The sequence below is a fragment of the Pontixanthobacter luteolus genome, assembly GCF_009828095.1.
Taxonomy (GTDB): domain Bacteria; phylum Pseudomonadota; class Alphaproteobacteria; order Sphingomonadales; family Sphingomonadaceae; genus Pontixanthobacter; species Pontixanthobacter luteolus.
The window spans coordinates 1,131,784-1,152,999 of record NZ_WTYP01000001.1 but is presented as its reverse complement, the minus strand read 5'-3'; the positions used below and the strand labels follow the sequence as shown (position 1 = coordinate 1,152,999).

At 58.7% G+C, this 21,216-nt stretch carries 24 protein-coding genes and 1 tRNA gene; 18 read left to right on the top strand and 7 right to left on the bottom strand.

Translation table 11 applies throughout. The features are described from left to right. Positions 1 to 9: 9 nt before the first annotated feature. The 9 genes from scpA to GRI43_RS05455 all read left to right on the top strand — a co-directional run bounded on the left by scpA (position 10) and on the right by GRI43_RS05455 (position 7,929). On the top strand, positions 10 to 2,169 hold the full coding sequence (gene scpA / locus GRI43_RS05495; RefSeq protein ID WP_160730035.1) for a methylmalonyl-CoA mutase: 2,160 nt from the start codon (positions 10 to 12) through the stop codon (positions 2,167 to 2,169). After that, complete coding sequence (locus GRI43_RS05490) at positions 2,166 to 2,627, top strand: DMT family transporter (RefSeq protein ID WP_338090011.1); 462 nt, start codon at positions 2,166 to 2,168, stop codon at positions 2,625 to 2,627. Before scpA ends, GRI43_RS05490 begins: the two co-directional genes overlap by 4 nt. Then, positions 2,624 to 2,767, top strand: coding sequence for a hypothetical protein (locus tag GRI43_RS05485; protein WP_160730034.1), 144 nt, complete (start codon positions 2,624 to 2,626; stop codon positions 2,765 to 2,767). Before GRI43_RS05490 ends, GRI43_RS05485 begins: the two co-directional genes overlap by 4 nt. After that, positions 2,761 to 3,171 carry a lysozyme inhibitor LprI family protein gene (locus GRI43_RS05480; RefSeq protein ID WP_160730033.1) on the top strand — a complete coding sequence of 137 codons (411 nt, stop codon included), beginning with the start codon at positions 2,761 to 2,763 and terminating at the stop codon, positions 3,169 to 3,171. The genes GRI43_RS05485 and GRI43_RS05480 overlap by 7 nt, the downstream gene beginning before the upstream one ends. Continuing rightward, positions 3,168 to 4,178: a biotin synthase BioB gene (bioB, locus tag GRI43_RS05475; protein ID WP_160730032.1), complete on the top strand. Its 1,011-nt coding sequence runs from the start codon at positions 3,168 to 3,170 to the stop codon at positions 4,176 to 4,178. Before GRI43_RS05480 ends, bioB begins: the two co-directional genes overlap by 4 nt. Positions 4,179 to 4,389: 211 nt before the next feature. After that, the gene (locus GRI43_RS05470) at positions 4,390 to 5,190 is read left to right on the top strand and encodes a heme-dependent oxidative N-demethylase family protein (protein ID WP_160730031.1); all 801 of its coding nucleotides are present in this window, start codon (positions 4,390 to 4,392) and stop codon (positions 5,188 to 5,190) included. Continuing rightward, complete coding sequence (locus GRI43_RS05465; RefSeq protein WP_160730030.1) at positions 5,187 to 5,537, top strand: lysozyme inhibitor LprI family protein; 351 nt, start codon at positions 5,187 to 5,189, stop codon at positions 5,535 to 5,537. The genes GRI43_RS05470 and GRI43_RS05465 overlap by 4 nt, the downstream gene beginning before the upstream one ends. Continuing rightward, entirely contained in the window at positions 5,537 to 7,558 is a 2,022-nt protein-coding gene (locus tag GRI43_RS05460; protein ID WP_160730029.1) for an acetyl-CoA carboxylase biotin carboxylase subunit, read from the top strand. The genes GRI43_RS05465 and GRI43_RS05460 overlap by 1 nt, the downstream gene beginning before the upstream one ends. Then, positions 7,558 to 7,929, top strand: a complete 372-nt coding sequence (locus tag GRI43_RS05455; protein ID WP_160730028.1) for a tRNA-binding protein — start codon at positions 7,558 to 7,560, stop codon at positions 7,927 to 7,929. Before GRI43_RS05460 ends, GRI43_RS05455 begins: the two co-directional genes overlap by 1 nt. Before the next feature lie 9 nt (positions 7,930 to 7,938). On the opposite strand, the gene GRI43_RS05450 is transcribed toward GRI43_RS05455, so the two are convergent. From GRI43_RS05450 to GRI43_RS05440, 3 genes are read right to left on the bottom strand one after another with little or no spacing between them, the layout of a single operon-like run. After that, on the bottom strand, positions 7,939 to 8,706 hold the full coding sequence (locus GRI43_RS05450; RefSeq protein ID WP_160730027.1) for a cyclase family protein: 768 nt from the start codon (positions 8,704 to 8,706) through the stop codon (positions 7,939 to 7,941). A gap of 32 nt (positions 8,707 to 8,738) precedes the next feature. Then, positions 8,739 to 9,848, bottom strand: a complete 1,110-nt coding sequence (aroB, locus tag GRI43_RS05445; RefSeq protein WP_160730026.1) for a 3-dehydroquinate synthase — start codon at positions 9,846 to 9,848, stop codon at positions 8,739 to 8,741. Beyond that, the gene (locus GRI43_RS05440; RefSeq protein ID WP_160730025.1) at positions 9,839 to 10,423 is read right to left on the bottom strand and encodes a shikimate kinase; all 585 of its coding nucleotides are present in this window, start codon (positions 10,421 to 10,423) and stop codon (positions 9,839 to 9,841) included. The genes aroB and GRI43_RS05440 overlap by 10 nt, the downstream gene beginning before the upstream one ends. A gap of 237 nt (positions 10,424 to 10,660) precedes the next feature. Between GRI43_RS05440 and GRI43_RS05435 the strand changes: the two genes are divergently transcribed. From GRI43_RS05435 to GRI43_RS05420, 4 genes are all read left to right on the top strand, one after another. Then, a complete protein-coding gene (locus tag GRI43_RS05435; RefSeq protein WP_202391595.1) occupies positions 10,661 to 12,496 on the top strand; it encodes a hypothetical protein in 1,836 nt (611 codons plus the stop codon). A 30-nt stretch (positions 12,497 to 12,526) separates the two neighbouring features. Further along, positions 12,527 to 13,399: a tyrosine recombinase gene (locus GRI43_RS05430; protein ID WP_160730024.1), complete on the top strand. Its 873-nt coding sequence runs from the start codon at positions 12,527 to 12,529 to the stop codon at positions 13,397 to 13,399. A gap of 51 nt (positions 13,400 to 13,450) precedes the next feature. Beyond that, on the top strand, positions 13,451 to 14,398 hold the full coding sequence (locus GRI43_RS05425) for an acetyl-CoA carboxylase carboxyltransferase subunit alpha (protein WP_160730023.1): 948 nt from the start codon (positions 13,451 to 13,453) through the stop codon (positions 14,396 to 14,398). Between the two features lie 87 nt (positions 14,399 to 14,485). Continuing rightward, positions 14,486 to 15,955, top strand: a complete 1,470-nt coding sequence (locus GRI43_RS05420; RefSeq protein ID WP_160730022.1) for a M48 family metalloprotease — start codon at positions 14,486 to 14,488, stop codon at positions 15,953 to 15,955. Positions 15,956 to 16,039: 84 nt separating this feature from the next. On the opposite strand, the gene GRI43_RS05415 is transcribed toward GRI43_RS05420, so the two are convergent. Together GRI43_RS05415 and GRI43_RS05410 are read right to left on the bottom strand one after the other, a co-directional pair. Continuing rightward, positions 16,040 to 16,216 (bottom strand): Flp family type IVb pilin, encoded by a 177-nt coding sequence (locus GRI43_RS05415; RefSeq protein ID WP_160730021.1) that lies wholly within the window; start codon positions 16,214 to 16,216, stop codon positions 16,040 to 16,042. Positions 16,217 to 16,333: 117 nt separating this feature from the next. After that, on the bottom strand, positions 16,334 to 16,567 hold the full coding sequence (locus GRI43_RS05410; protein WP_235903612.1) for a Flp family type IVb pilin: 234 nt from the start codon (positions 16,565 to 16,567) through the stop codon (positions 16,334 to 16,336). A gap of 34 nt (positions 16,568 to 16,601) precedes the next feature. On the opposite strand from GRI43_RS05410, the gene GRI43_RS05405 reads away from it, so the two are divergent. After that, the gene (locus tag GRI43_RS05405; RefSeq protein WP_338090010.1) at positions 16,602 to 17,009 is read left to right on the top strand and encodes a (deoxy)nucleoside triphosphate pyrophosphohydrolase; all 408 of its coding nucleotides are present in this window, start codon (positions 16,602 to 16,604) and stop codon (positions 17,007 to 17,009) included. Positions 17,010 to 17,070: 61 nt separating this feature from the next. Then, positions 17,071 to 17,147 (top strand) — tRNA-Arg (locus GRI43_RS05400). An 89-nt stretch (positions 17,148 to 17,236) separates the two neighbouring features. On the opposite strand, the gene GRI43_RS05395 is transcribed toward GRI43_RS05400, so the two are convergent. Beyond that, entirely contained in the window at positions 17,237 to 17,641 is a 405-nt protein-coding gene (locus tag GRI43_RS05395) for a metallopeptidase family protein (RefSeq protein ID WP_160730020.1), read from the bottom strand. Between the two features lie 101 nt (positions 17,642 to 17,742). Between GRI43_RS05395 and GRI43_RS05390 the strand changes: the two genes are divergently transcribed. Next, complete coding sequence (locus GRI43_RS05390) at positions 17,743 to 18,234, top strand: hemerythrin domain-containing protein (protein ID WP_160730019.1); 492 nt, start codon at positions 17,743 to 17,745, stop codon at positions 18,232 to 18,234. A 115-nt stretch (positions 18,235 to 18,349) separates the two neighbouring features. Next, on the top strand, positions 18,350 to 18,961 hold the full coding sequence (gene folE, locus GRI43_RS05385) for a GTP cyclohydrolase I FolE (protein WP_160730018.1): 612 nt from the start codon (positions 18,350 to 18,352) through the stop codon (positions 18,959 to 18,961). 63 nt (positions 18,962 to 19,024) lie between these two features. Here folE and GRI43_RS05380 read toward each other — a convergent pair whose 3' ends face one another. Beyond that, positions 19,025 to 19,504, bottom strand: coding sequence for a peroxiredoxin (locus tag GRI43_RS05380; protein ID WP_160730017.1), 480 nt, complete (start codon positions 19,502 to 19,504; stop codon positions 19,025 to 19,027). Positions 19,505 to 19,699: 195 nt separating this feature from the next. Here GRI43_RS05380 and ahcY point away from each other — a divergent pair, with 195 nt between their 5' ends. Continuing rightward, a complete protein-coding gene (gene ahcY, locus GRI43_RS05375) occupies positions 19,700 to 21,109 on the top strand; it encodes an adenosylhomocysteinase (RefSeq protein ID WP_160730016.1) in 1,410 nt (469 codons plus the stop codon). Positions 21,110 to 21,216 lie beyond the last annotated feature (107 nt).

The window sequence follows — 21,216 nt, the reverse complement described above, 5'->3', positions numbered from 1 at the left end:
GGATCCAATATGACTGACGCCTCCGATACAGGCCCCACCGTTTCCGACTGGAAAGAACTGGCCGACAAGGAGTCCAAGGGACGCGATCTCTCGACAGAGATGCCCGAAGGGTTCGCGGTTAAGCCGCTTTACACAGAGGCGGACAGCCGGGATCCCGGCCTTCCCGGTTTTGCCCCGTTCACCCGCGGCGTGAAAGCGACGATGTATGCGGGCCGCCCGTGGACGATCCGCCAGTATGCGGGGTTCTCGACCGCTGAGGAATCGAACGCTTTTTACCGCCGCAATCTGGCTGCAGGGCAAAAGGGCCTGTCCGTTGCTTTCGACCTCGCAACCCATCGCGGCTACGATTCCGATCATCCGCGCGTTGTCGGCGATGTGGGCAAGGCGGGCGTGGCGATCGACACGGTTGAGGATATGCAGATCCTGTTCGACCAGATCCCGCTGGATACCATGTCGGTTTCAATGACCATGAACGGCGCGGTCATACCGGTCCTGGCGTTTTACATCGTTGCGGGTGAAGAACAGGGCGTTCCGGCCGAGCAGCTGAGCGGCACGATCCAGAACGACATTCTGAAGGAGTTCATGGTCCGCAACACCTATATCTATCCGCCTGCGCCCAGCATGCGGATCGTGTCGGACATCATCGCCTATACCAGCGAGAAAATGCCGCGCTTCAACAGCATATCGATTTCTGGCTATCACATGCATGAAGCAGGCGCGACCGCGGTTCAGGAATTGGCCTTCACCATTGCCGATGGCAAGGAATACGCCAGATCCGCAATGGCAACCGGGCTGGACATCGATGCGTTTGCCGGACGGCTAAGCTTCTTTTTCGGCATCGGCATGAATTTCTTCATGGAAATAGCCAAGCTGCGCGCCGCGCGGACGCTGTGGTACAAGGTGATGGACGATCTGGGCGCAAAGTCGGAACGCTCCAAAATGCTGCGCACGCATTGCCAGACTTCGGGCGTGTCGCTGCAGGAGCAGGACCCGTATAACAACGTGATCCGCACCACGGTGGAGGCGATGGCCGCGACCTTGGGCGGAACCCAGTCGCTCCACACCAATGCGCTGGACGAGGCGATCGCCCTGCCTACCGATTTCAGTGCCCGGATTGCGCGAAACACTCAGCTGGTTTTGCAGGAAGAAACCGGCATCACCAATGTCGTCGATCCGCTTGGCGGAAGCTATTATATCGAGGCGCTGACCGCGAAACTGGTCGAGGAAGCGGAAACGCTGATGTCCGAAGTCGATGCAGCGGGCGGCATGACCAAATATGTCGCCAGCGGCGCGCCCAAGGCAGCTATTGAACGCGCAGCGGCGGAAAAACAGACCAGCGTCGACCGGGGCGAAACCGTGATCGTCGGGGTCAACAAATACCGCCGCGACAAGGAAGACGAGATCGAGACGCTCGATATCGACAACCACAAGGTTCGTCAGGGGCAGATCGCCCGCCTGAAAAAGAACCGCGAGAACCGCGACGAAGCCGCGTGTCAGGCTGCACTGGCGGCACTTGCCGAAGGCGCGAATGCTGGCGGAAACCTGCTGGCACTGGCGGTGGAGGCTGCACGCCAGCGGGCATCGCTGGGCGAGATTTCCTCTGCAATGGAAGAGGTTTTCGGGCGCTACGATACGGTGCCGACTCCGGTGAAGGGCGTCTACAAGAGCGCTTACGAATTCGACAAACGCTGGCAGCAGGTGCTGGACGGCGTCGATGCGGTCGAGCGGCGTCTTGGCCGCAAGCCGAAGATCATGGTCGCCAAAATGGGCCAGGACGGGCACGATCGCGGCGCCAATGTCATTGCCAGCGCATTTGGCGATATGGGCTTCGATGTGGTGTCAGGTCCGCTGTTCCAAACGCCGCAGGAAACACTGGAGATGGCGCTTGAAACCGGCGTGGATGCCATCGGTGCCAGCTCGCTTGCGGCCGGGCACAAGACCTTGATCCCCGAACTGATCGGATTGCTGAGGGATGCCGGTCGCAGCGACATCAAGGTCGTCGCGGGCGGTGTCATTCCGCCGCAGGATTACGAATTCCTGCGTGAGGCAGGCGTGCAGGGTATCTATGGCCCGGGCAGCAACGTGGTTGAATGCGGTGCGGACATGCTGCGCTTGCTGGGCCACAATATGCCGCCTGCGGGTGAGGATATGGACGAGGCTGCAGAGTGAGCGCTTCGTCTTCGACTGCGTTTGCACCCATCGCGGCAATGATGTTTGCAGCGGGCCTTGGGATCCCGGTGTTCGCGGCGCTCAATTCGGGGCTGGGGCAGCAGCTCGGCGGGCCAGTCGCGGCAACCGCAGTGACTTTTGCCATCGGCTTTGTGGTGGCAGCGGCGATGTTGGCGTTTACCGGCTTTCCCGAGCCTGCGGCGTTTACATTCGAGAAGCCGTGGCTCTGGATCGGCGCAGTGGTGATGCTGTTTTACGCCACGTCGGTGGCATATTCCGCGCCGCGTATCGGGCTTGGCAATGCGATCTTCTTCGTTTTGCTGGGACAAATCGTTGCCGCTGCAATCATCGACCATTTCGGTCTACTGGGGTCAATCCAGAGCGCGATCACACCGAAGCGCGCCCTTGGCCTCGTGGTAATGGCTGTTGGAATCTACCTCGCGCGGAAGCCTGTATGACTTGTCTTTCCGGCGAATTTTCTGGTGCTGGCATCTACGGCCCGGGCACCAATTTGGTCGAATGCGGCGCGGACATGCTACGGCTGCTGGGTCACAAAATGCCGCCTGCGGGTGACGGTCTGGAGACGGCGGAATGCTAATTTCGAGCATCTTACTAAGCTTATCGACTCCGGAGCATCCAGACACGTTGAATTGTGCTGAAATTGTAGACGATGATCTCGCTACGATGTGCGCGAGAGATCGTCTGACTGAGTCTTCTGCAGCCTTAAAATCCGAATATGTGAAAATGCTGGAGCTGATGAATCGAATTGATGAAGATGGCCAACCAGTAGGTTTCGTATCTGATATAACTGCAACTGAAGAATTCGGGCGTGCCCATGGCAATTGGCTGAATTATCGCGATTTTCATTGCTATTTCGAAGGCAGGCTTTCGAAAGGCGCGTTGAGAATTCCGTCGACTATCCTTCTTTGCAGAGCACGCATGAATTGGGAAAAAACAGACCAATTTAGAGATTATCAAATTATGGCGAGAGACCATAAATGACCCAAATCCGCACCGACTGGACCCGCGAAGAAATTGCCGCGCTGTTCGACCTTCCCTTTACTGAGCTGCTGTTTCAAGCGGCAAGCGTTCACCGCGAGAACCATCCGCCCGAACAGATCCAGCTATGCACCCTGCTGTCGATCAAGACAGGCGGGTGTCCGGAGGATTGCGGCTATTGTTCGCAGTCGGTGAAGGCTGATAGCGGGGTTGAGGCGACCAAGCTGATGGAGGTGCAATCGGTCCTCCAGCGCGCGGCGCAGGCGAAGGACGCTGGCAGCCAGCGTTTCTGCATGGGCGCGGCATGGCGCAACCCGAAAGACCGCGACATGCCTGCGATCGTCGAGATCGTAAAGGGCGTGCGGGCCATGGGGCTTGAAACCTGCATGACGCTGGGGATGCTGACACCCGGACAAGCGAACATGCTCAAAGAAGCGGGCCTCGATTATTACAACCACAACGTCGATACGGGGCCGGAATATTACGAGCGGGTGATTTCCAGCCGCAAGTATGAGGACCGGCTCGACACGCTTCAGAACGTGCGCGGTGCGGGCATCAACGTGTGTAGCGGCGGGATCGTGGGCATGGGCGAAACGCGGGATGACCGCGTCGGCTTCGTCCACACGCTCGCCACGCTTGAACGCCATCCCGAAAGCGTGCCGGTCAATGCGCTGGTGCCAGTGAAAGGCACGGTGCTGGGTGATATGCTGGCAGATACGCCGCTCGCGAAAATCGACGATATCGAATTCGTTCGCACTGTGGCGGTCGCGCGCATCTGTATGCCGATGAGCATGGTGCGCCTCAGCGCTGGCCGCGAAAGCATGAGCGAGGCCGCTCAGGCGCTGTGTTTCATGGCGGGCGCCAATTCGATCTTCACCGGCGACAAATTGCTGACCGCACCCAATGCCGGCGACGACAGCGACAGCGCGCTGTTTGCAAAGCTGGGCCTGACCGCCCTGACGCAGGAAGAGCCCATGCGGGCGTGCAAGGTGAGCGAGCCGGCTGAGTGATTGCAAGAGCCTTCGCAGCGATACTGGCCGCAGCCGCAGCAATTACCGCGATGGCATTTGCAGCGCTGTGGCATTCGGCGGTGCCAAGGCCCGGCTGTGACTGGGCGCAAGACTTTTGCAGCGATTACGGCGCTTTCTATCTCGGTCTTGCGATAATCTCGGCAATCGTTGCCGCACTGGCTTTAGCCATATTTATTCGGACAAGGCGGAAATGACACTTGGCTTTTCCGCCGATGAACTGCTGCCCCGCGCCCGCGGTGGCGGCGTGCTGAAAATGGGGCTGGCCAAGCTGGACGAGCGCGACTGGCTGCAGCCGCGCCCCGATCTTGCCGCCCGAGCCGAAGGGTTTGCGGCATATCCGGAAGGCATTCAGTTATCCGCAGAGGGCGCGGCGGCGGGGGCTGAACTTGCGGCGATGCTCGGTCTTTCAGGCGGACTTGCCGAGGCGGCGCGCGCGCATCACGAGGATATGTGCCTGCTAACTCTGCGGCCCGGGGACGAGCAATACCGCCTCGTCGGTGCGGCAGTGGCGTGGCCGTCTGACTGGACGCCCGCTGACAAGATGGGCCTGCCGCTGCGTGCGCTTCATGCTCCGATCCAGGGATATGAAGAACAACTTGCGAGCGGCGTCGATCACTTCATGGCCAAGCTGAAGCCCGGCGCGATCTATGGCCGATGCAACTGGTTCATTGCAGCGACGGGCGAAAAACGCTGGGTGGCCGAACCGCCCGAGCAAGCTTTTTCCCATGTCACTCAGCAAAATGCTGGCGAAACCCTGTTCGTTCGCTCCGAACGTCAGACGCTGCGGCGCCTGCCGGAAACCGGCGCAATCCTGTTCACCATCGGGATTTATACATCGCCTCTCGGTCAGTTCTCTAGGCAGAACCAGGCGCGGCTTGGCGATGCAATGCGCTCGCTTTTGGAGGGCGAGGGGGACCGGCGCGGCGCAGGGGCTTACGCAGCCGCTTTAATCGGCTATGCGCAGAGGCAGGAGATTGAACGCACACCATGATTTTGTCCCTTCTTCTGGCGGCTTCCGCGCCCGCAGTTATCGACTGCGAAGATGCCATGACGCAGGCGGAGATGAACCGCTGTGCAGAGGCGGAATATCGCGCGGCGGATCACGATCTGAACGCTGCATGGCGTCTCGCACGTGCCCGTTCCGGTAGCGACGAATCCGGCGACGAATTGCTTCAGGCGCAGCGCGCATGGATTGCTTTTCGCGATGCCCATTGTGCATTTGAAGCCGGTATTTATCGTGGCGGTTCGATCGTTCCGCTCATCCATTCGAATTGCATGACTTCACTCACCCGTGCGCGCACTGAACAGCTGCGCGCCTATGTTGAAATGGCCAATTGATGTTCAAGAAAATCCTTATCGCCAATCGCGGTGAAATTGCCTGCCGTGTGATCAAGACTGCTCGCCGAATGGGTATTCAGACGGTTGCAGTCTATTCTGACGCCGATGCGCGTGCACCGTTCGTGCGGATGGCCGACGAAGCGGTTCATATCGGACCGGCACAGGCTTCCGAAAGCTATCTGGTCGCGGACAAGATTATTGCGGCTTGCAAACAGACCGGGGCAGAGGCCGTGCATCCCGGTTATGGCTTCCTTTCCGAGCGTGCGAGTTTCGTTGAACAACTCGCGAAAGAAGGCATCGAGTTTATTGGCCCGCCAGTCGGCGCGATTGCCGCGATGGGCGACAAGATCGAATCCAAGAAACTGGCGCGGGAAGCGGGCGTGAACGTTGTGCCCGGTTTCGTCGGTGAAATCCGCGATACGGACCACGCGGTCGAGATCAGCGATGAAATCGGTTATCCGGTGATGATGAAGGCCAGCGCGGGCGGCGGGGGCAAGGGTATGCGGCTTGCCTATGATGAAAAGGATGTCCGCGAAGGGTTCGAGGCGACCAAGCGCGAAGGACTCAATTCCTTCGGCGACGACCGCGTTTTCATCGAGAAATTCATCGAAAACCCGCGGCATATCGAAATTCAGATCCTCGGCGACAGGCACGGCAACGTGATCTATCTCAACGAGCGCGAATGTTCGATCCAGCGCCGCCACCAGAAAGTGGTCGAAGAAGCGCCTTCGCCGTTTGTCACGCCCAAAATGCGCAAGGCTATGGGCGAGCAGTGCGTCGCTCTTTCGAAAGCGGTGGATTACCACTCGGCCGGTACCGTGGAACTGATTGTCAGCGGCGCGGACAAGACGGGGGAGAGTTTCTATTTCCTCGAAATGAATACCCGCCTGCAGGTCGAACATCCGGTGACCGAGGCGATTACCGGTGTCGATCTGGTGGAACAGATGATCCGTGTTGCCGCCGGCGAAAAGCTGGAGATCACGCAGGATGATGTGAAGATCGACGGTTGGGCCATCGAAAACCGTGTTTATGCAGAGGACCCCTATCGCGGTTTCCTGCCGTCAACCGGGCGTCTCGTGCATTACCAGCCACCGGTCGAACCGTGGGCCGATGACGGCGCGGAAAATGGCCGGCGCGGGGTTGACGGTATCCGCGTCGACGATGGGGTGTTCGAAGGCGGCGAAGTTTCAATGTTTTACGATCCGATGATCGCGAAACTGGTCACCTGGGGCGAAACCCGTGACGAGGCTGCTGATTTGCAGGTTCAGGCACTTGATGCGTTCCGGATAGAAGGGCTCGGTCATAACGTCGATTTCCTCAGCGCGATCATGCAGCACGAACGCTTCCGCAGCGGCGAACTCACCACCGGTTTTATCGCGGAGGAATATCCTGAAGGTTTCGAAGGTGCAGCCGCGTCCGATAAACTCAAACGGGGGTTGGCGGCGATCGGCGGCGTAATCGCGACTATCGATGCCGACCGTGCTCGGCGGATTGACCAGCAACTCGACGGGCCGCTTTATGCGCCTGGCGACTGGACAGTTCGGATCGGCGACAGCGACTATGAAGTGGTGCTGGAAGAAGAAGAGATCACCGTTGATGGAATCCCTGTCGAACTGGAGATGGAATACACCCCCGGTGACCGGATGGTGGACGTTGATCTGGGCGCAGAGACCATCACCATCCAGCTCAAGTCAACGCGGACCGGCTATGATGTGACAACACGCGGGGCGACACATTCCTTGCGAATTCTGCCGACCCGGATTGCCGATCTGGCCGAGCATATGATCGAGAAAATTCCGCCTGATCTTTCGAAGATGCTGATCTGCCCGATGCCCGGTCTGCTGGTAAAGCTGCATGTGGAAGAAGGCGAGGAAGTCCAGCCGGGACAGCCGCTCGCCACGGTCGAAGCGATGAAAATGGAAAACATTCTGCGCGCAGAGAAAGCGGGCACCATCGCCAAGATCAACGCGGAACAAGGTGAAAGTCTGGCAGTCGACGCGGTCATTCTCGAGCTAGACTGATGCATCTGCTGCACGATCCGCAGGCTCCGGCTGCCGACCCGATTGCGTTCGACGATTTTCTGAAGGTCGACATTCGTGTCGGTACGATCGTGGTGGCGGAGGAGTTTCCCGAAGCGCGCAATCCTGCGTACAAATTGCAGATCGATTTCGGGGATATCATCGGCGTCAAGAAAAGCTGCGCGCAAATCGTCGCGAATTATCCGATTGATGAACTGCCGGGGCGGCAAGTTGCGGCGGTGGTCAATTTCCCGCCGCGTCAGATCGGCCCGGCGATGTCGGAAGTTCTCACGCTCGGTTTCGCAGATGGGGAGGGCGAGGTGGTCCTGTTCGCGCCGGATGTGAAGGTCGCCAATGGATCGCGCCTGTTCTGACTTTTCGCGTCAGTCGATGATTGCCACCGCCCTGATCCATCCGGCACTTGCCTTGTCGATCTTCACCGGAAAGCAGCTGACGGTGAAACCTTTGTCGGGCAGTGCCTCGAGGTTCGTCAGTTTCTCGATCTGGTAATACGGACGTATCCGGCCTGCCTTGTGACCTTCCCAGATGATTTTCGGATCGCGGGTTTCAGCCCAGCGTTTCGCCGTGTGGCTGAACGGTGCGTCCCAGCTCCACGCATCGGTTCCGACCACTTCGACCCCACGTTCAGTGAGGTAGAGTGTCGCTTCTTCGCCGAGGCCAACACCCTGATCGGTGAAGTTGTCTGTCCCGTAAATCGCACCCGACTGGACCAACACGATATCCAGCGGTTCGAGCGTGTGACCGATGCGTGCAAGCTCCGCCTCGACCTCTGCAGCGGTGACCACGTGGCCATGCGGCAGTTTGCTGAAATCGAGCTTCACGCCGGGCCGCAGGAACCGGTCCAGCGGTGCCTCGTCGATACTGGGGGCTTTGCGCGCGCCGTTGTCGGTGGTGGAGTGATAGTGCCACGGGGCATCCATATGGGTGCCGTTGTGGGTCGACAGCTGCAGCATTTCGACCGCCCATCCTTCCCCGTCGGGCAAGTCATCCTTCTCCAGTCCGGGGAAGAACATCGCGATCTGCTGCCAACTGGTTTCGTGCGTCACGTATTCGATGCGCGGGCGCATAACATCAGGATCGGAGATCACATCGTTTGTGATCGGGATCGAAAGATCGATAAAACGTTTCATGCTGCGCAGCATTCACCGGCGCAGCGCCGAGGTCAATGCGCCTGTAGCTGCTCGTCCAGAAATGCGGAGGCATCATCCAGACTGACATCATGATCAAGAAATGCTGCGCCTATGCTGCGCAGCAAAATGAATGGCAGGGTGCCTGCATCCATCTTCTTGTCATGCCGCATATGGTCAGCGAGGCGGGCACCATCGCAGTCCAAACCGAGCGCGGAAATCTCCGTCGGCAGGCCCGCAGAACCAATCGCCGCTGCGATCCTTTCGGCATCACCTAGTGACAGGAGGTCGCGCCTGGCAGAATAGCGGGCGGCGAGCACCATTCCCAGGGCAACGCCTTCGCCGTGCAGCAGTGCGGAAGAGTATCCTGTTTCCGCTTCCAAAGCATGGCCGAACGTATGACCCAGATTGAGCAGCGCCCTGCGTCCGGTCAGCTCGCGTTCGTCCTCAGCCACGATCCGCGCTTTGGTTTCGACGCTTCGCGAAACGGCAGTCTCAAGCGCTTGTTCGTCAAGCGCGACGACTTCTCCGCCATGGTTTTCGCACCAATCGAAAAATGCAGCGTCGCCCAGAATTCCGTATTTGATTACTTCTGCATAACCGGCACCAATCTCGCGCGGCGGCAAAGTTGTGAGCGAGTCCGTGTCGGCAAGGACCAGCGATGGCTGATGGAATGCCCCGATCAGGTTTTTGCCCGCAGCGGTGTTGATTGCGGTCTTCCCGCCAACCGACGAATCCACTTGTGCAAGCAATGTGGTCGGTACCTGGATAAAACCGCAGCCACGTTTGAGGATCGAGCAGGCAAAGCCGGTAAGATCGCCCGTCACTCCGCCGCCAAGGGCAATTACCTTGTCACCGCGCTCCACACCCTGGGCCAGCAGCCAATCGGTCAAACGTTCAAGTTCACGCCAGCTTTTTGACCCTTCTCCCGGCGCGACATCGTACCATGCGATTTCATGACCGGCATTGGACAGTGACTGGTCCAGACGATCACCATGATGCGCGCGTGCATTCTCATCCGCCACAACCGGGACGATGGTCTTGCGCAGAAAATCTCCGCAGATTTCGGCCGCATTTTCCAGCAACCCGCGTCCGACATGGACCTGATACGGCCGGCCGGCCAACTCCACGGGGATTACAGCCATCGGTCGATTGCCTTTAGAATTGCGATTGCGGTTTCATAATGCGGGCCGTCTTCACTGCCCACCCGTATCTGGGCCTGCGAATAGAACGGTTCACGTTCCTTGTGCAGACGCGTCAATATTTCCTTGGGGTCGCCGGCACGCAGCAACGGCCGCGTATCGCGCCTGCCTGTCCGCTCCACCAGAATATCGATCTCACAATCAATCCAGACGGCGATCGCCTTGTCCAGAATAAGACTGCGGGTTTCGTCGTTGATAAATGCGCCGCCGCCAGTTGCGATCACACCGTCATGCTCCTCGATCAGTCTTGCGAGCACACGGCGTTCACCGTCGCGGAAATAGTCCTCGCCAAACTGCGCGAAAATCTCTGCCACTGAAAGCTGGGCGGCATCCTCGATTTCCTCATCGGCATCGACGAAATCGGATCCGATCAAGCTGGCAAGTTTGCGTCCGACGGTCGATTTTCCCGTACCCATCAAGCCGACAAGCACGATTGGCCGATCGATCCGCGAGGCAATCGCGGCGATCTCTGCATCCGAAATGCCCGGATGATCGGTGTTTTCACTCTCAACACGCATTGCCGCTTCGCCTATAGATGCGCTAGGCGGGGCGCAACCAAGGTTGTGACAGGCAGCCTATAGAGATGCTTTGTCAGGCATGAGGACAGGATCCGTAAACAGAATGGGGTCGGGTAAGCGAATGGTGATTGCAGGGTGCATTTTGGTTGTCCTGATTCTGGCGGCCGCCTGGTTCCATGGCGGAGAACAGCCGCTTCGGCCGATTTCGGAGCGGATTGAAATGCCGGAGGCTGTGCAATGAAGCGTCTGCTGCTGGCTGGCAGTGCAGCTCTCGCGCTGTGTTCGACCCTCGTCATGGCAGAAGAGGGGCCGACTTCGCTGCTTCCGCCAGGTTTTGACGATCCGGCACCTGCGCCAAGTCCGACGCCGACACCGACGGCCACCCGCGCTCCATCGGCACCAACCGCGCCGAGTGGTGGCAGCTCGCCCGTGGTCCAGCCAATACCCAGCGCGCCATCCGCGCCGGTAGCTGCGGGTCCGCTGCCCTCGAACCTTCCCTCGCTGGAGGAGCTGGAAAATCTCGATGGAGATGAGTTGGACGAACTGCTCGGCCTGAAGCCGAAGTTCGATATTCCGCCCGCTGCGCGCCGATCCACAGAACGAGTCGGCATTCTGGACATGGACGAGGGCGGTCTGCCTGAAAAATCGCTCGCCCGGCAGCCCGCATCACTCGTCCGCGCCTCGCTGGCGGGCATTCGCGGACCGTTGGTTTCGCGGTGGGGCCATATCCTTATGCGAAGGGCGCTTGCCAGCCGTCTGGCGGCACCTGACGGCATGGACCCGGTCGAATTTGCCGCACTGCGCGCCGAAACGCTCAACCGCATGGGTGAATTCGGCGTTTCGCGGCGGCTCGCGCAGGATGTCGATACCGGGAACTGGGACAACGATCTAACCGACGCGGCACTGCGCGCATATGTCGCCACCACAGACATAGTCGGGGCCTGCCCGATCGTGCAGATCAAGGGCGGCGAAAGAGAAGACCCGCAGTGGCAAATGTTGCAGTCGATCTGCTACGCTTTCGCGGGACAGGAAGCGCGATCACAGGCCAATCTGAACAGGGCGTTCCGTACTGAAATCGCCCCGCAAATAGACGTCTTGCTGGCCCAGCGATATGCGGGCGCGGCCGGGCGCGGGCGGCGTGCTGTGAATCTGGAATGGGACGGGGTGTCGGAACTGACCCCCTGGAGATACGCGCTGGCAACTGCCGTTGGTGCCGAAATTCCCGATAATCTGCGCGACAATCCAGACCCGTATTACAGAATCGTTTCAGCGATCAACCCCGCCTTGCCGCTGGCGCAGCGAGTTGACGGGGCTGGCCTTGCCGCACAACGCGGCATCCTCTCATCCGCAGCATTGGTCGATCTGTACAGCGAAGCGTTCGCGGATACCGCCGCATCTGGCGAAGCAATTTCTGCCACTGCATCGCAATTGCGCGAAGCCTATGTTGCAGGCGATGGTACGCAGCGGGTCGCAGCGATCCGCTCGATATGGGAAACCGGACCATCCGATTACGCCGGACGGGTGCTGACGGCTTATGCCGCAGCCCGCATTACCCCTGATCAAGCATACTCTGATGACGCAGCCGGTCTGATCGCCTCCATGCTGACCGCTGGTCTTGATGCAGATGCACTCGCTTGGGCAGAAATCGCAACCGAAGGCAGCGAGGCGTGGGCGCTGCTCGCACTTGCCCAGCCGGTTGGCGCCGCTTCCTTCAGCGAAGGGGAGGTCGACGGTTTCGTCGACGACGATGAAAGCGCTGGTCAGCGAAAATCGGCTTTCCTGGTCGCTGGCCTGGCAGGGCTTGGCCGGATCGACGGCCAGACCCGCGCCGGGTTTGAGGAACGACTGGAAATCGACCTGAGCAGGGCGACCAAATGGAGCACCCTCATTCAGCGAGCAGCACAGGTTAAGAACCAGACGCTTGTCACATATCTCGCAGCTGTCGGGATGCAGGGGCAGGGGTGGGACAAGATGACTGCCCGCCACTTGTACCACATCGTCTCCGCGCTGAATCAGGTCGGCCTGACGGCCGAAGCCCGGATGATCGCTGCGGAAGCTGTTGCACGCGGGTGATGGTTACGTCGCAGCGGGGCGAGAGTTCTTGTGTCGGCTGACATAGAAAGCTTTCTCGCAATGCTCGCAGCAGAACGCGGCGCGGCCGCAAATACAATTGCCGCCTACCGGCGTGATCTGGAAGGCGCAGAGGAGGTCGCCGGTTCGCTCGCCGCGGCGGACAAGCGGAAACTCGCGTCTCTGGCAAATGCGTGGGCTGAATTTTCCCCATCGACGATTGCGCGCAAATCATCGGCGCTGCGGCAGTTTTTCGGCTTTCTGGTGGATGAAGGGCTGCGCAGCGATGACCCGTCATCGGCGCTGCCGCGTCCGGCCGCACGCAGGCCGTTGCCCAAGATACTTTCGCACGGCCAGGTTGCAGAGCTGTTCGGCCGCGCCGAGATGGAGGCTGGGACGGGAAAGCCAGCCTGCGTGCGCCTCCTCGCATTGCTTGAACTGCTGTACGGCTCCGGGCTGAGAGCAACCGAGCTTGTTTCGCTGCCTCTTTCCGCGGTTCCGCGCGATGCGCCCTTTCTGACGGTCACGGGTAAGGGCGGGGCCAGCCGCATGGTCCCGGTTAGCAGGCGCGCAAAAGAGGCTTTGTCGCGCTGGCTCGATGTGCGGCCCGATGCGCCTGCATTCCTGTTCCCATCACGGGGCAAGCACATTACCCGAATCCGGCTGTATCAAATGCTAAAGGAGCTGGCGGTTAGGGCTGGGCTCGCGCCAGAAAAGATTAGCCCGCACGTGTTGCGGCATGCCTTCGCCACCCACTTGCTTGAAGGCGGTGCCGATCTCCGTGTGCTGCAAACCTTGCTGGGCCATGCCGATATCGCCACGACGCAGATATACACGCATGTCGACAGCGCGCGGCTCGTCGCACTTGTGAATGAACGCCATCCCCTTGCGCAAAACCGTGGCTGAGGTGATCGCTCTGCTCTTGCCGATTGAGACAGTTGGGACTAGCGCAGCGCAATGATTTCTTACCTCGAATTTGAAAAGCCGGTCGCACAGCTGGAAGCTCGCATTTCGGAGCTTCGCTCTGCAGCCGAGGGCGACGACGTCGATATCTCGAACGAATTGCAGCGTCTGGAACTCAAGAGCGCCGACTTGCTGGCAAGCACCTATGGCTCGCTGACGCCGTGGCAGAAAACGCAAGTGGCGCGGCATCCTTCGCGGCCTCATTTCCGGGATTTCGTGGAGCTCGCGTTCGATGAATTTATCCCGCTCGGCGGTGATCGTAATTATGGCGATGATGAGGCCATAATGGGCGGCTTTGCCAAGCTGGACGGACGCCGCATCGTTCTGATCGGCCATGAAAAAGGCAACGATACCGAAAGCCGCCTACGCCACAATTTCGGCATGGGTAAGCCAGAGGGTTACCGCAAGGCGATCCGCCTGATGGAACTCGCCGGCCGGTTCGGCCTGCCGGTGGTGACGCTGGTTGACACGTCCGGGGCATTCCCCGGTGTCGAAGCTGAAGAGCGCGGCCAGGCCGAGGCGATTGCCCGTTCGACAGAGGCATGCCTTTCATTGCCGGTCCCAATGGTCGCGACGATCGTTGGCGAAGGCGGTTCAGGCGGTGCAGTCGCGCTGGCGAGTGCGGAGCGTGTACTAATGCTGGAGCATGCGGTTTATTCGGTGATTTCGCCTGAAGGTTGCGCGTCGATCCTGTGGCGCACGGCTGAGAAAGCGCCCGACGCTGCAGAAGCGATGCGAATTACTGCCCAGCAACTCAAAAAGCTTGGTGTCATTGACCGGATCGTGGCTGAACCGGTTGGCGGTGCTCACCGCGATCCGCAGGCTGTTGCTGCCAACCTCGCAGTTGCCATCGGGGAAGAACTGGACGCGCTGGACAAGCTCTCGCCGGAGGAAATCATCCGCCAGCGTGAAGAGCGGTATTTGCAGATTGGATCACTTTAAAAAGGGAACCAGCTCGCCTCCAATCGGTTGTTTCCTATAATCGATTTAGAACGCCGAAGAGCGCGTTGAATTTTGGAGGAGCCCCCTATGACCCGTTTGAAAACACTTGCCATGACCTCGGTTGCATCGGCCAGCCTGGCGCTTGGCGGCTGTATGGGGGGCGAGATTCCCGATGCCTCTGCACCGATCACGCAACAGGAAGCCTCACAGGGCGCTGAATTTCATCCGCAATTGCTCGCCGAATTTGGCGGTACATATAACGGCCCTCAGGCCGCTTACATCGAATCTGTTGGCAAAAATATTGCCGTCCAGTCGGGCCTAGGCGATGCACGCAGCTCGTTCACTGTGTCGACCCTTAACAGCCCGGTGAACAACGCTTTCGCGGTGCCGGGCGGCTATATCTATACCACGCGCCAGCTGGTTGCCCTGATGAATAACGAGGCTGAACTGGCCGGCGTTCTCGGGCATGAAGTTGGTCACGTCGCCGCGCGGCACTCGCAGCGCCGCCAGGCCAAGGCGCAGCAGAACACCCTGCTCGGTGCAGCAGGCGCGATCCTTTCGGGAATTTTGCTCGGTGACAGCCAGATCGGCAACACACTTTCCAAGGGATTCCTGCAGGGTTCGCAATTGCTGACTCTGAAATTCTCGCGCAGCCAGGAATTGCAGGCTGACGAACTGGGCATCGAATACCTGAACAAGGCCGGATATGATCCGAAAGCGATGGGTACGGTTCTGCAGAGCCTGGCCGCTCAAAACGCGCTCGACGCGCAGTTGCAGGGCCGTAATAATGCCTCGGTTCCCGAATGGGCATCGACCCACCCGGACCCGGCCAGCCGGGTACAGACCGCTTTGACAAAGGCTGGCGGAATGACCGGCACGGTCAACCGCGATACCTTCCTGACGCGGATCGACGGCTTGTTGTACGGTGATGATCCCAAGCAGGGTGTGATTGAAGGACGCCAGTTTCTCCACCCGGAACTGCGTCTGTCTTTCACTGCGCCCCAGGGTTTCTACATGGTCAACGGCACCCGCGCGGTTTCAATTAACGGCCAGAGCGGTCAGGCTCAGATGAGCACGGCTGCATATGACGGCAATCTGGAGCGTTATGTCCGCAGCGTATTCACGGCGATTGGCGGCGAGCAACAACAGCTGGTTCCTGCAAGCGTGGAGCGTACGACTGTAAACGGCCTGCCGGCTTCTTTTGGCACAGCACGGGTAAATGGCAGTAGCGGCCAGGTTGACGTGGTAGTGTTCGCTTATGAATTTTCGAATGATCAGGCGTTTCACTTCGCCGCGATCAGCCCAGCGGGCCGCGCCAGCACCTTTACGCCGATGTTCAATTCGATGCGGCGTATCAGCCAGAGCGAAGCGAACGCGGTTGTTCCGCGCAAGCTTGACGTTGTTACGGTGGGTCGCGGCGATACAATCCAGTCACTGGCAAACCGGATGGCATACGATAGCGGCAAGGTAGAACGTTTCCGCGTTCTCAACGGTCTGGGCAGCGGCGACACTTTGCAGGCCGGCCAGAAGGTGAAGCTGGTAGTAAGAGGGCGCTGATCACTAGCGCCTGATTATTGCAGGCAAAAGAAAAGGCGGCGGGTTCAACCCGCCGCCTTTCTTTTTGGTTATGCAAACCGTCTATTAGACAGTGTTGCCTTCACCCATCTTGTCCGAAACGGTCGTGAACGTGGTGTTCAGCTCGTTACCCAGACCCTGCATTGCAGTGATAGCAGCAACTGCGATCAGAGCAGCGATCAGGCCGTATTCGATGGCGGTGGCGCCTTCTTCGTTGCGAAGAAGCTTGTTGATGAACTTCATGTGTAGTCTCCTGGTTCAGTCTTCGGTACCCGACCCATTCTGGTTGACCCAGATCGAGTAATGGGTGTGTTAGGAGCAACTGATTGACAAATTCCTAAGCGCCCAAGCTTAGTTGCCTCAGTTGCCCATATTGTCGCCCACCTTGCTTGAGATCGTCGCCCACAATCCGGTGTTTTCGTTTGCAACAGCATCGAAAGCACCGATAGAGGCGATGACAACCAAGGAAGCGATCAACCCGTATTCGATCGCGGTGCCACCGGTTTTGTCTTTTGCTACCCTGTCTAGGAGTTGCATCAGTCCCATTGTCACACCTGTTCTCGTCGCGAAGTTGATGAGTGCTTTCTGGTTCAAAGTTCTTAAGAAAAGGTTGAAGAGGGGCTTCTGAGTGGAAAATATCCCGACATGGACTCTCGTGGTCGCCGGTGCGCTGCATGACAGGGAAGGCCGCTTCCTCATGCATAAAAGGCCCGAGAAGAAGCACCACGGCGGGTTGTGGGAATTCCCTGGCGGAAAGGTCGAAACAGGCGAATGCCCTGCGGATGCGCTGGTAAGAGAGCTGGCTGAGGAACTGGGAGTGACGATCAAGCCTGAAGACTGTGTTGCGAACTGTTTCGCGGATTCTACGCAGACAGACGCCGATTTTCCGATTGTAATCCTTCTTTACACTATCGCCGAATGGGGCGGGGTGCCCGCCGCGCTGGAAGGCGGCGCGATCGACTGGTTCATGCCAGACGAGATCGCGAAATTGCAGAAACCACCGCTCGATATCGAGCTTGCTGGCCAACTCTTTTGAAAAAGCGTGTGATAAGGGATTGCCAAGCTGCACAGGCCCCCTTATGTGCCGCCCTCCAAGCGCGCCCGTAGCTCAGCTGGATAGAGTACCTGACTACGAATCAGGGGGTCGGAGGTTCGAATCCTTCCGGGCGCGCCAATAAAAAGCCATCCTTCACGGGATGGCTTTTTTGTTTGAGCCAGATGGCGGTGGATGATGGCGATTCCGCCTCCCGCCCATGGCGCGGATCAGTCGCTGACCGAATCCTCCAAGGCGTGCATATCGTCATCCGAAAACCCGAAATGATGTCCGGCCTCGTGGATCACCACGTGCCGAATCAGATCACGCAGACCGACACGGGTTTCTTCCCATTCACGCAGGAGTGGCTGGCGAAACAGCGATATGACCGCAGGAAGCGTACCGCTTTCCCAGATTGAAACCTCGCTGATCGGACGGCCTTCATATAGGCCAGTCAGGTTCCACCGGCACTCTATCCCGACTGCTGCCAGCTGATCGGCCGATGCAAATTCGTCTATTCGCAAGGCAATGCCTTCCAATTGCTCCCCTAGCGGTGCGGGGATGGAGGCAAGCGCCCCGCGTGCCTCAAGCTCGAAAACTTCGGCGGTGGGATAGCGGGCGTCTTCATACTTCATGGGAGGAATATGGTGCTTTTGCGTGCCGCTTCCAAGGCGGAGCGGAACCACGTGCATTCCGGCTCGTTTGGATGGCGTAGCCCATTCAAAAGGAAGTCAAAATGTCCCAAGCCGAAGCCATCTTCGAACGTCTCAAAGCCGACCATGACGATCACCGCAAACTGCTCGACAAAATCGAGGATACGTCAGGTGACAGCGAAACGCGCCGCGACCTGTTCGAAAAATTCACCAAGGAAGTGAAAAGCCATGCGGCGGCAGAGGAGCAGGCGGTCTATTCCACCATGTTGCGCAAGCCCGAAACCACGGATGAAACACGCCACTCGGTCGCTGAACACCACGAGCTGAACGAAGCGCTGAACGATCTTGCTGCCACCGACATGTCATCTGCGGCCTGGTTGCAGAAGTTCAAGCAGTTGAAGCATGATTATCTGCATCACATCGATGAAGAGGAAGAGGACCACTTCCCTGATTTCGCGGAAAAGCTGAGCGATAGCGACGAGCAGGAAATGGCCAAGATTTTCGAACGCCGCAAAAAGGCCGAGAAGGCACAGGCCGAAGTCACGCCGGAAAAGAAATCCGAAGCAAAGGAATAAGGGGCAGGGCGGAACGAATCCGCCGTTGCACCATTTGCAATGTCAGCGCGCTTGGGTGAAAGACGCCCAAGCGCGTTTTCATTTGCGTGCAAGTCATGATCAAGGTGGTGGATAGATGAGCAGCCTCGTAGGGCCCGATGAAGACACAGGACGCGGGAAGCCTCCCGTTCCGGAAAATGTCCAGGACGCGATCCGCACTCTGATCGAATGGGCCGGAGACGATCCAAGCCGCGAAGGGCTGATCGATACCCCAAAGCGCGTCGCCCGCGCGTGGAAAGAATACTGTCAGGGATATGGCGAGGATCCTGCGGTCCATCTAAGCCGGGTGTTCGAGGAAGTCGGCGGCTATGACGAAATAGTCCTGCTGAAAGATATTCCGTTTCAGTCGCATTGCGAACACCACATGGCCCCGATCATCGGCAAGGCCGCGATTGCATATCTGCCGCGCGATCATGTCGTCGGGATTTCGAAGCTCGCCCGCGTTCTGCATGGGTATGCCCGGCGTCTGCAAATTCAGGAACGTCTGACGGCCGAAGTCGCGGAATGTATCTGGAACCACCTCCAACCCCACGGGGTCGCGGTGGTTATTGAGGCCAGCCATGCCTGCATGACCGCACGCGGTGTAAGGACACCGGGCGTGGGAATGGTCACGAGCCGGCTGATGGGTACGTTCCTGAACGACCAGAGCAGCCGCAAGGAAGTACTGAGCCTGATGGGTTATGGCTGAGCCATGAAAAAGGGGGCGGACCAAATAGCGGTTCGCCCCCTTTTTAGCTGATTGGATATCCGGTCAGATGTGCTCGAGCAGGTATTCCGCGCTCGAAACTGAAAAATCACCGGGCGCTTCGATATTCAGCTGCTCGACAACACCGTCATTGACGATCATCGAGTAACGCTGACTGCGCTGCCCCATTCCAAAGCCCTGGAAATCCGCGTCGAGGCCAATCGCCTTGGCGAAGTCGGCGTTTCCGTCTGCCAGCATCGCAATGTCACTAGCGTCGTTGTCTTTGCTCCAGGCATTCAGCACGAATGCATCATTCACCGAAGTGCAGGCAATCTCATCAATGCCTTTCGATTGAAGGTCCGATTTCTTTTCTACGAAACCGGGCAGATGCTTGGCAGAACAGGTCGGGGTGTAGGCACCGGGGACTGCAAACAGGGCAACTCGCTTGCCAGCGAAATAGTCGCTCGACTGAACAGCCTCGGGCCCCGCATCGGTCGCCTTGACCAGCTTTACGTCAGGCAGTTTATCGCCAACAGAAATTGTCATCGTGTAATTTCCTTTCATAGAAAGTTGCCGTGGCGCTCGATATAGGGCGTCGGTGCCGGTGGGCAATGACAACATGATATAAAGATATCTTTATATTTGCATCGTGGCACCTCGACCGCTACACGAACTGCAACATTCCAGCGCCCGGATAGCCATGGCTGCGGGCGCAATTTTTTGACACTCAGGAGACGCCGCGTGGCCGCTGACAAAGACTATATCATCAAGGACATTTCGCTGGCTGGATACGGCCGTGCCGAGATCAAGATTGCTGAAACCGAAATGCCGGGCCTGATGGCTCTGCGCGAAGAATACGGCACCAGCAAGCCGCTGAAGGGCGCACGCATCACCGGCTCGCTGCATATGACGATCCAGACAGCTGTCCTGATCGAAACCCTGGTTGAGCTCGGTGCGGAAGTACGCTGGGCAACCTGCAACATCTATTCGACGCAGGATCATGCGGCAGCGGCCATCGCCGATCAGGATATCCCTGTCTTCGCCATCAAGGGTGAAACGCTGGCTGAATACTGGGATTATGTCGGCAAGATCTTCGACTGGTGGACCCACGCAGACGGCGACCGGACGGCAAATATCATCCTCGACGATGGCGGTGATGCGACCGCATTCGCGCTCTGGGGTGCACGCCTCGAAGCCGGCGAGGAAATGCCTGAGCCGCAGAACGCTGAAGAAATCGAAATGCAGCGTGCGCTGAAAGACTACATCAAGCGCAATCCCGGCTATCTCACCAAGACGGTCGCCAACCTGCACGGTGTTTCCGAAGAAACCACCACCGGCGTTCACCGCCTTTACCACCTTGCCAAGCAGGGCAAGCTGCCGTTCCCGGCTATCAACGTGAACGATTCCGTCACCAAGTCGAAATTCGACAATCTGTATGGCTGCCGCGAAAGCCTGGTCGACGCGATCCGCCGTGCGACCGACGTGATGCTGTCGGGCAAGGTTGCCTGCGTTGCCGGTTACGGCGATGTCGGCAAGGGTTCGGCGCAGTCACTGCGCGACGGCGGCGCCCGTGTAATGGTCACCGAAATCGATCCGATCTGCGCGCTTCAGGCGGCGATGGAAGGTTACGAGGTCGTGACCATGGAAGAGGCAACGAAGCGCTGCGATATCTTCGTGACCACGACCGGTAACGAAGACGTCATCACCGCCGATCACATGAAGGCGATGAAACCGATGAGCATCGTCTGCAACATCGGTCACTTCGACAGTGAAATCCAGATTTCCGCGCTCGACAATTACGAGTGGACCGAACTCAAGCCGGGCACCGATCTGGTCAAATTCCCCGATGGTAAGGAACTGATCATTCTTGCCAAGGGGCGTCTGGTGAACCTTGCCTGCGCAACCGGCCACCCAAGCTTCGTGATGAGCTGTTCCTTCACCAATCAGGTGCTGGCGCAAATCGAACTCTACACCAAGGGTGATGATTACGAGAACGACGTTTACGTCTTGCCCAAGCATCTGGATGAGAAGGTCGCGGCGCTCCACCTCGACAAGCTGGGCGTCCAGCTTACGAAGCTGAGCCAGCAGCAGGCTGATTATATCGGCGTGCCGGTCGATGGCCCGTTCAAGCCGGAGCACTATCGCTACTAGGCTTTGACGAACATTTTGGCGTCATACGCCGCAGACAAGCGCCATTTCCGTTTTGCGGAGGTGGCGTTTGTCGTATTTGTGCCCAACAATCGGAAACCGGCATTGCA

Excerpts from the sequence above, each read along its gene's own strand:
- GRI43_RS05440 (WP_160730025.1), bottom strand. The coding sequence starts at position 10,423 with ATGCGTGTTGAGAGTGAAAACACCGATCATCCGGGCATTTCGGATGCA.
- GRI43_RS05450 (WP_160730027.1), bottom strand. The coding sequence starts at position 8,706 with ATGAAACGTTTTATCGATCTTTCGATCCCGATCACAAACGATGTGATC.
- GRI43_RS05415 (WP_160730021.1), bottom strand. The coding sequence starts at position 16,216 with ATGAAGTTCATCAACAAGCTTCTTCGCAACGAAGAAGGCGCCACCGCC.
- GRI43_RS05480 (WP_160730033.1), top strand. The coding sequence starts at position 2,761 with ATGCTAATTTCGAGCATCTTACTAAGCTTATCGACTCCGGAGCATCCA.
- GRI43_RS05425 (WP_160730023.1), top strand. The coding sequence starts at position 13,451 with ATGATTTCTTACCTCGAATTTGAAAAGCCGGTCGCACAGCTGGAAGCT.
- GRI43_RS05485 (WP_160730034.1), top strand. The coding sequence starts at position 2,624 with ATGACTTGTCTTTCCGGCGAATTTTCTGGTGCTGGCATCTACGGCCCG.
- GRI43_RS05380 (WP_160730017.1), bottom strand. The coding sequence starts at position 19,504 with ATGACAATTTCTGTTGGCGATAAACTGCCTGACGTAAAGCTGGTCAAG.
- GRI43_RS05460 (WP_160730029.1), top strand. The coding sequence starts at position 5,537 with ATGTTCAAGAAAATCCTTATCGCCAATCGCGGTGAAATTGCCTGCCGT.
- GRI43_RS05420 (WP_160730022.1), top strand. The coding sequence starts at position 14,486 with ATGACCCGTTTGAAAACACTTGCCATGACCTCGGTTGCATCGGCCAGC.
- GRI43_RS05435 (WP_202391595.1), top strand. The coding sequence starts at position 10,661 with ATGAAGCGTCTGCTGCTGGCTGGCAGTGCAGCTCTCGCGCTGTGTTCG.
- GRI43_RS05470 (WP_160730031.1), top strand. The coding sequence starts at position 4,390 with ATGACACTTGGCTTTTCCGCCGATGAACTGCTGCCCCGCGCCCGCGGT.
- folE (WP_160730018.1), top strand. The coding sequence starts at position 18,350 with ATGAGCAGCCTCGTAGGGCCCGATGAAGACACAGGACGCGGGAAGCCT.
- GRI43_RS05465 (WP_160730030.1), top strand. The coding sequence starts at position 5,187 with ATGATTTTGTCCCTTCTTCTGGCGGCTTCCGCGCCCGCAGTTATCGAC.
- bioB (WP_160730032.1), top strand. The coding sequence starts at position 3,168 with ATGACCCAAATCCGCACCGACTGGACCCGCGAAGAAATTGCCGCGCTG.
- aroB (WP_160730026.1), bottom strand. The coding sequence starts at position 9,848 with ATGGCTGTAATCCCCGTGGAGTTGGCCGGCCGGCCGTATCAGGTCCAT.
- GRI43_RS05395 (WP_160730020.1), bottom strand. The coding sequence starts at position 17,641 with ATGAAGTATGAAGACGCCCGCTATCCCACCGCCGAAGTTTTCGAGCTT.
- scpA (WP_160730035.1), top strand. The coding sequence starts at position 10 with ATGACTGACGCCTCCGATACAGGCCCCACCGTTTCCGACTGGAAAGAA.
- GRI43_RS05455 (WP_160730028.1), top strand. The coding sequence starts at position 7,558 with ATGCATCTGCTGCACGATCCGCAGGCTCCGGCTGCCGACCCGATTGCG.
- GRI43_RS05390 (WP_160730019.1), top strand. The coding sequence starts at position 17,743 with ATGTCCCAAGCCGAAGCCATCTTCGAACGTCTCAAAGCCGACCATGAC.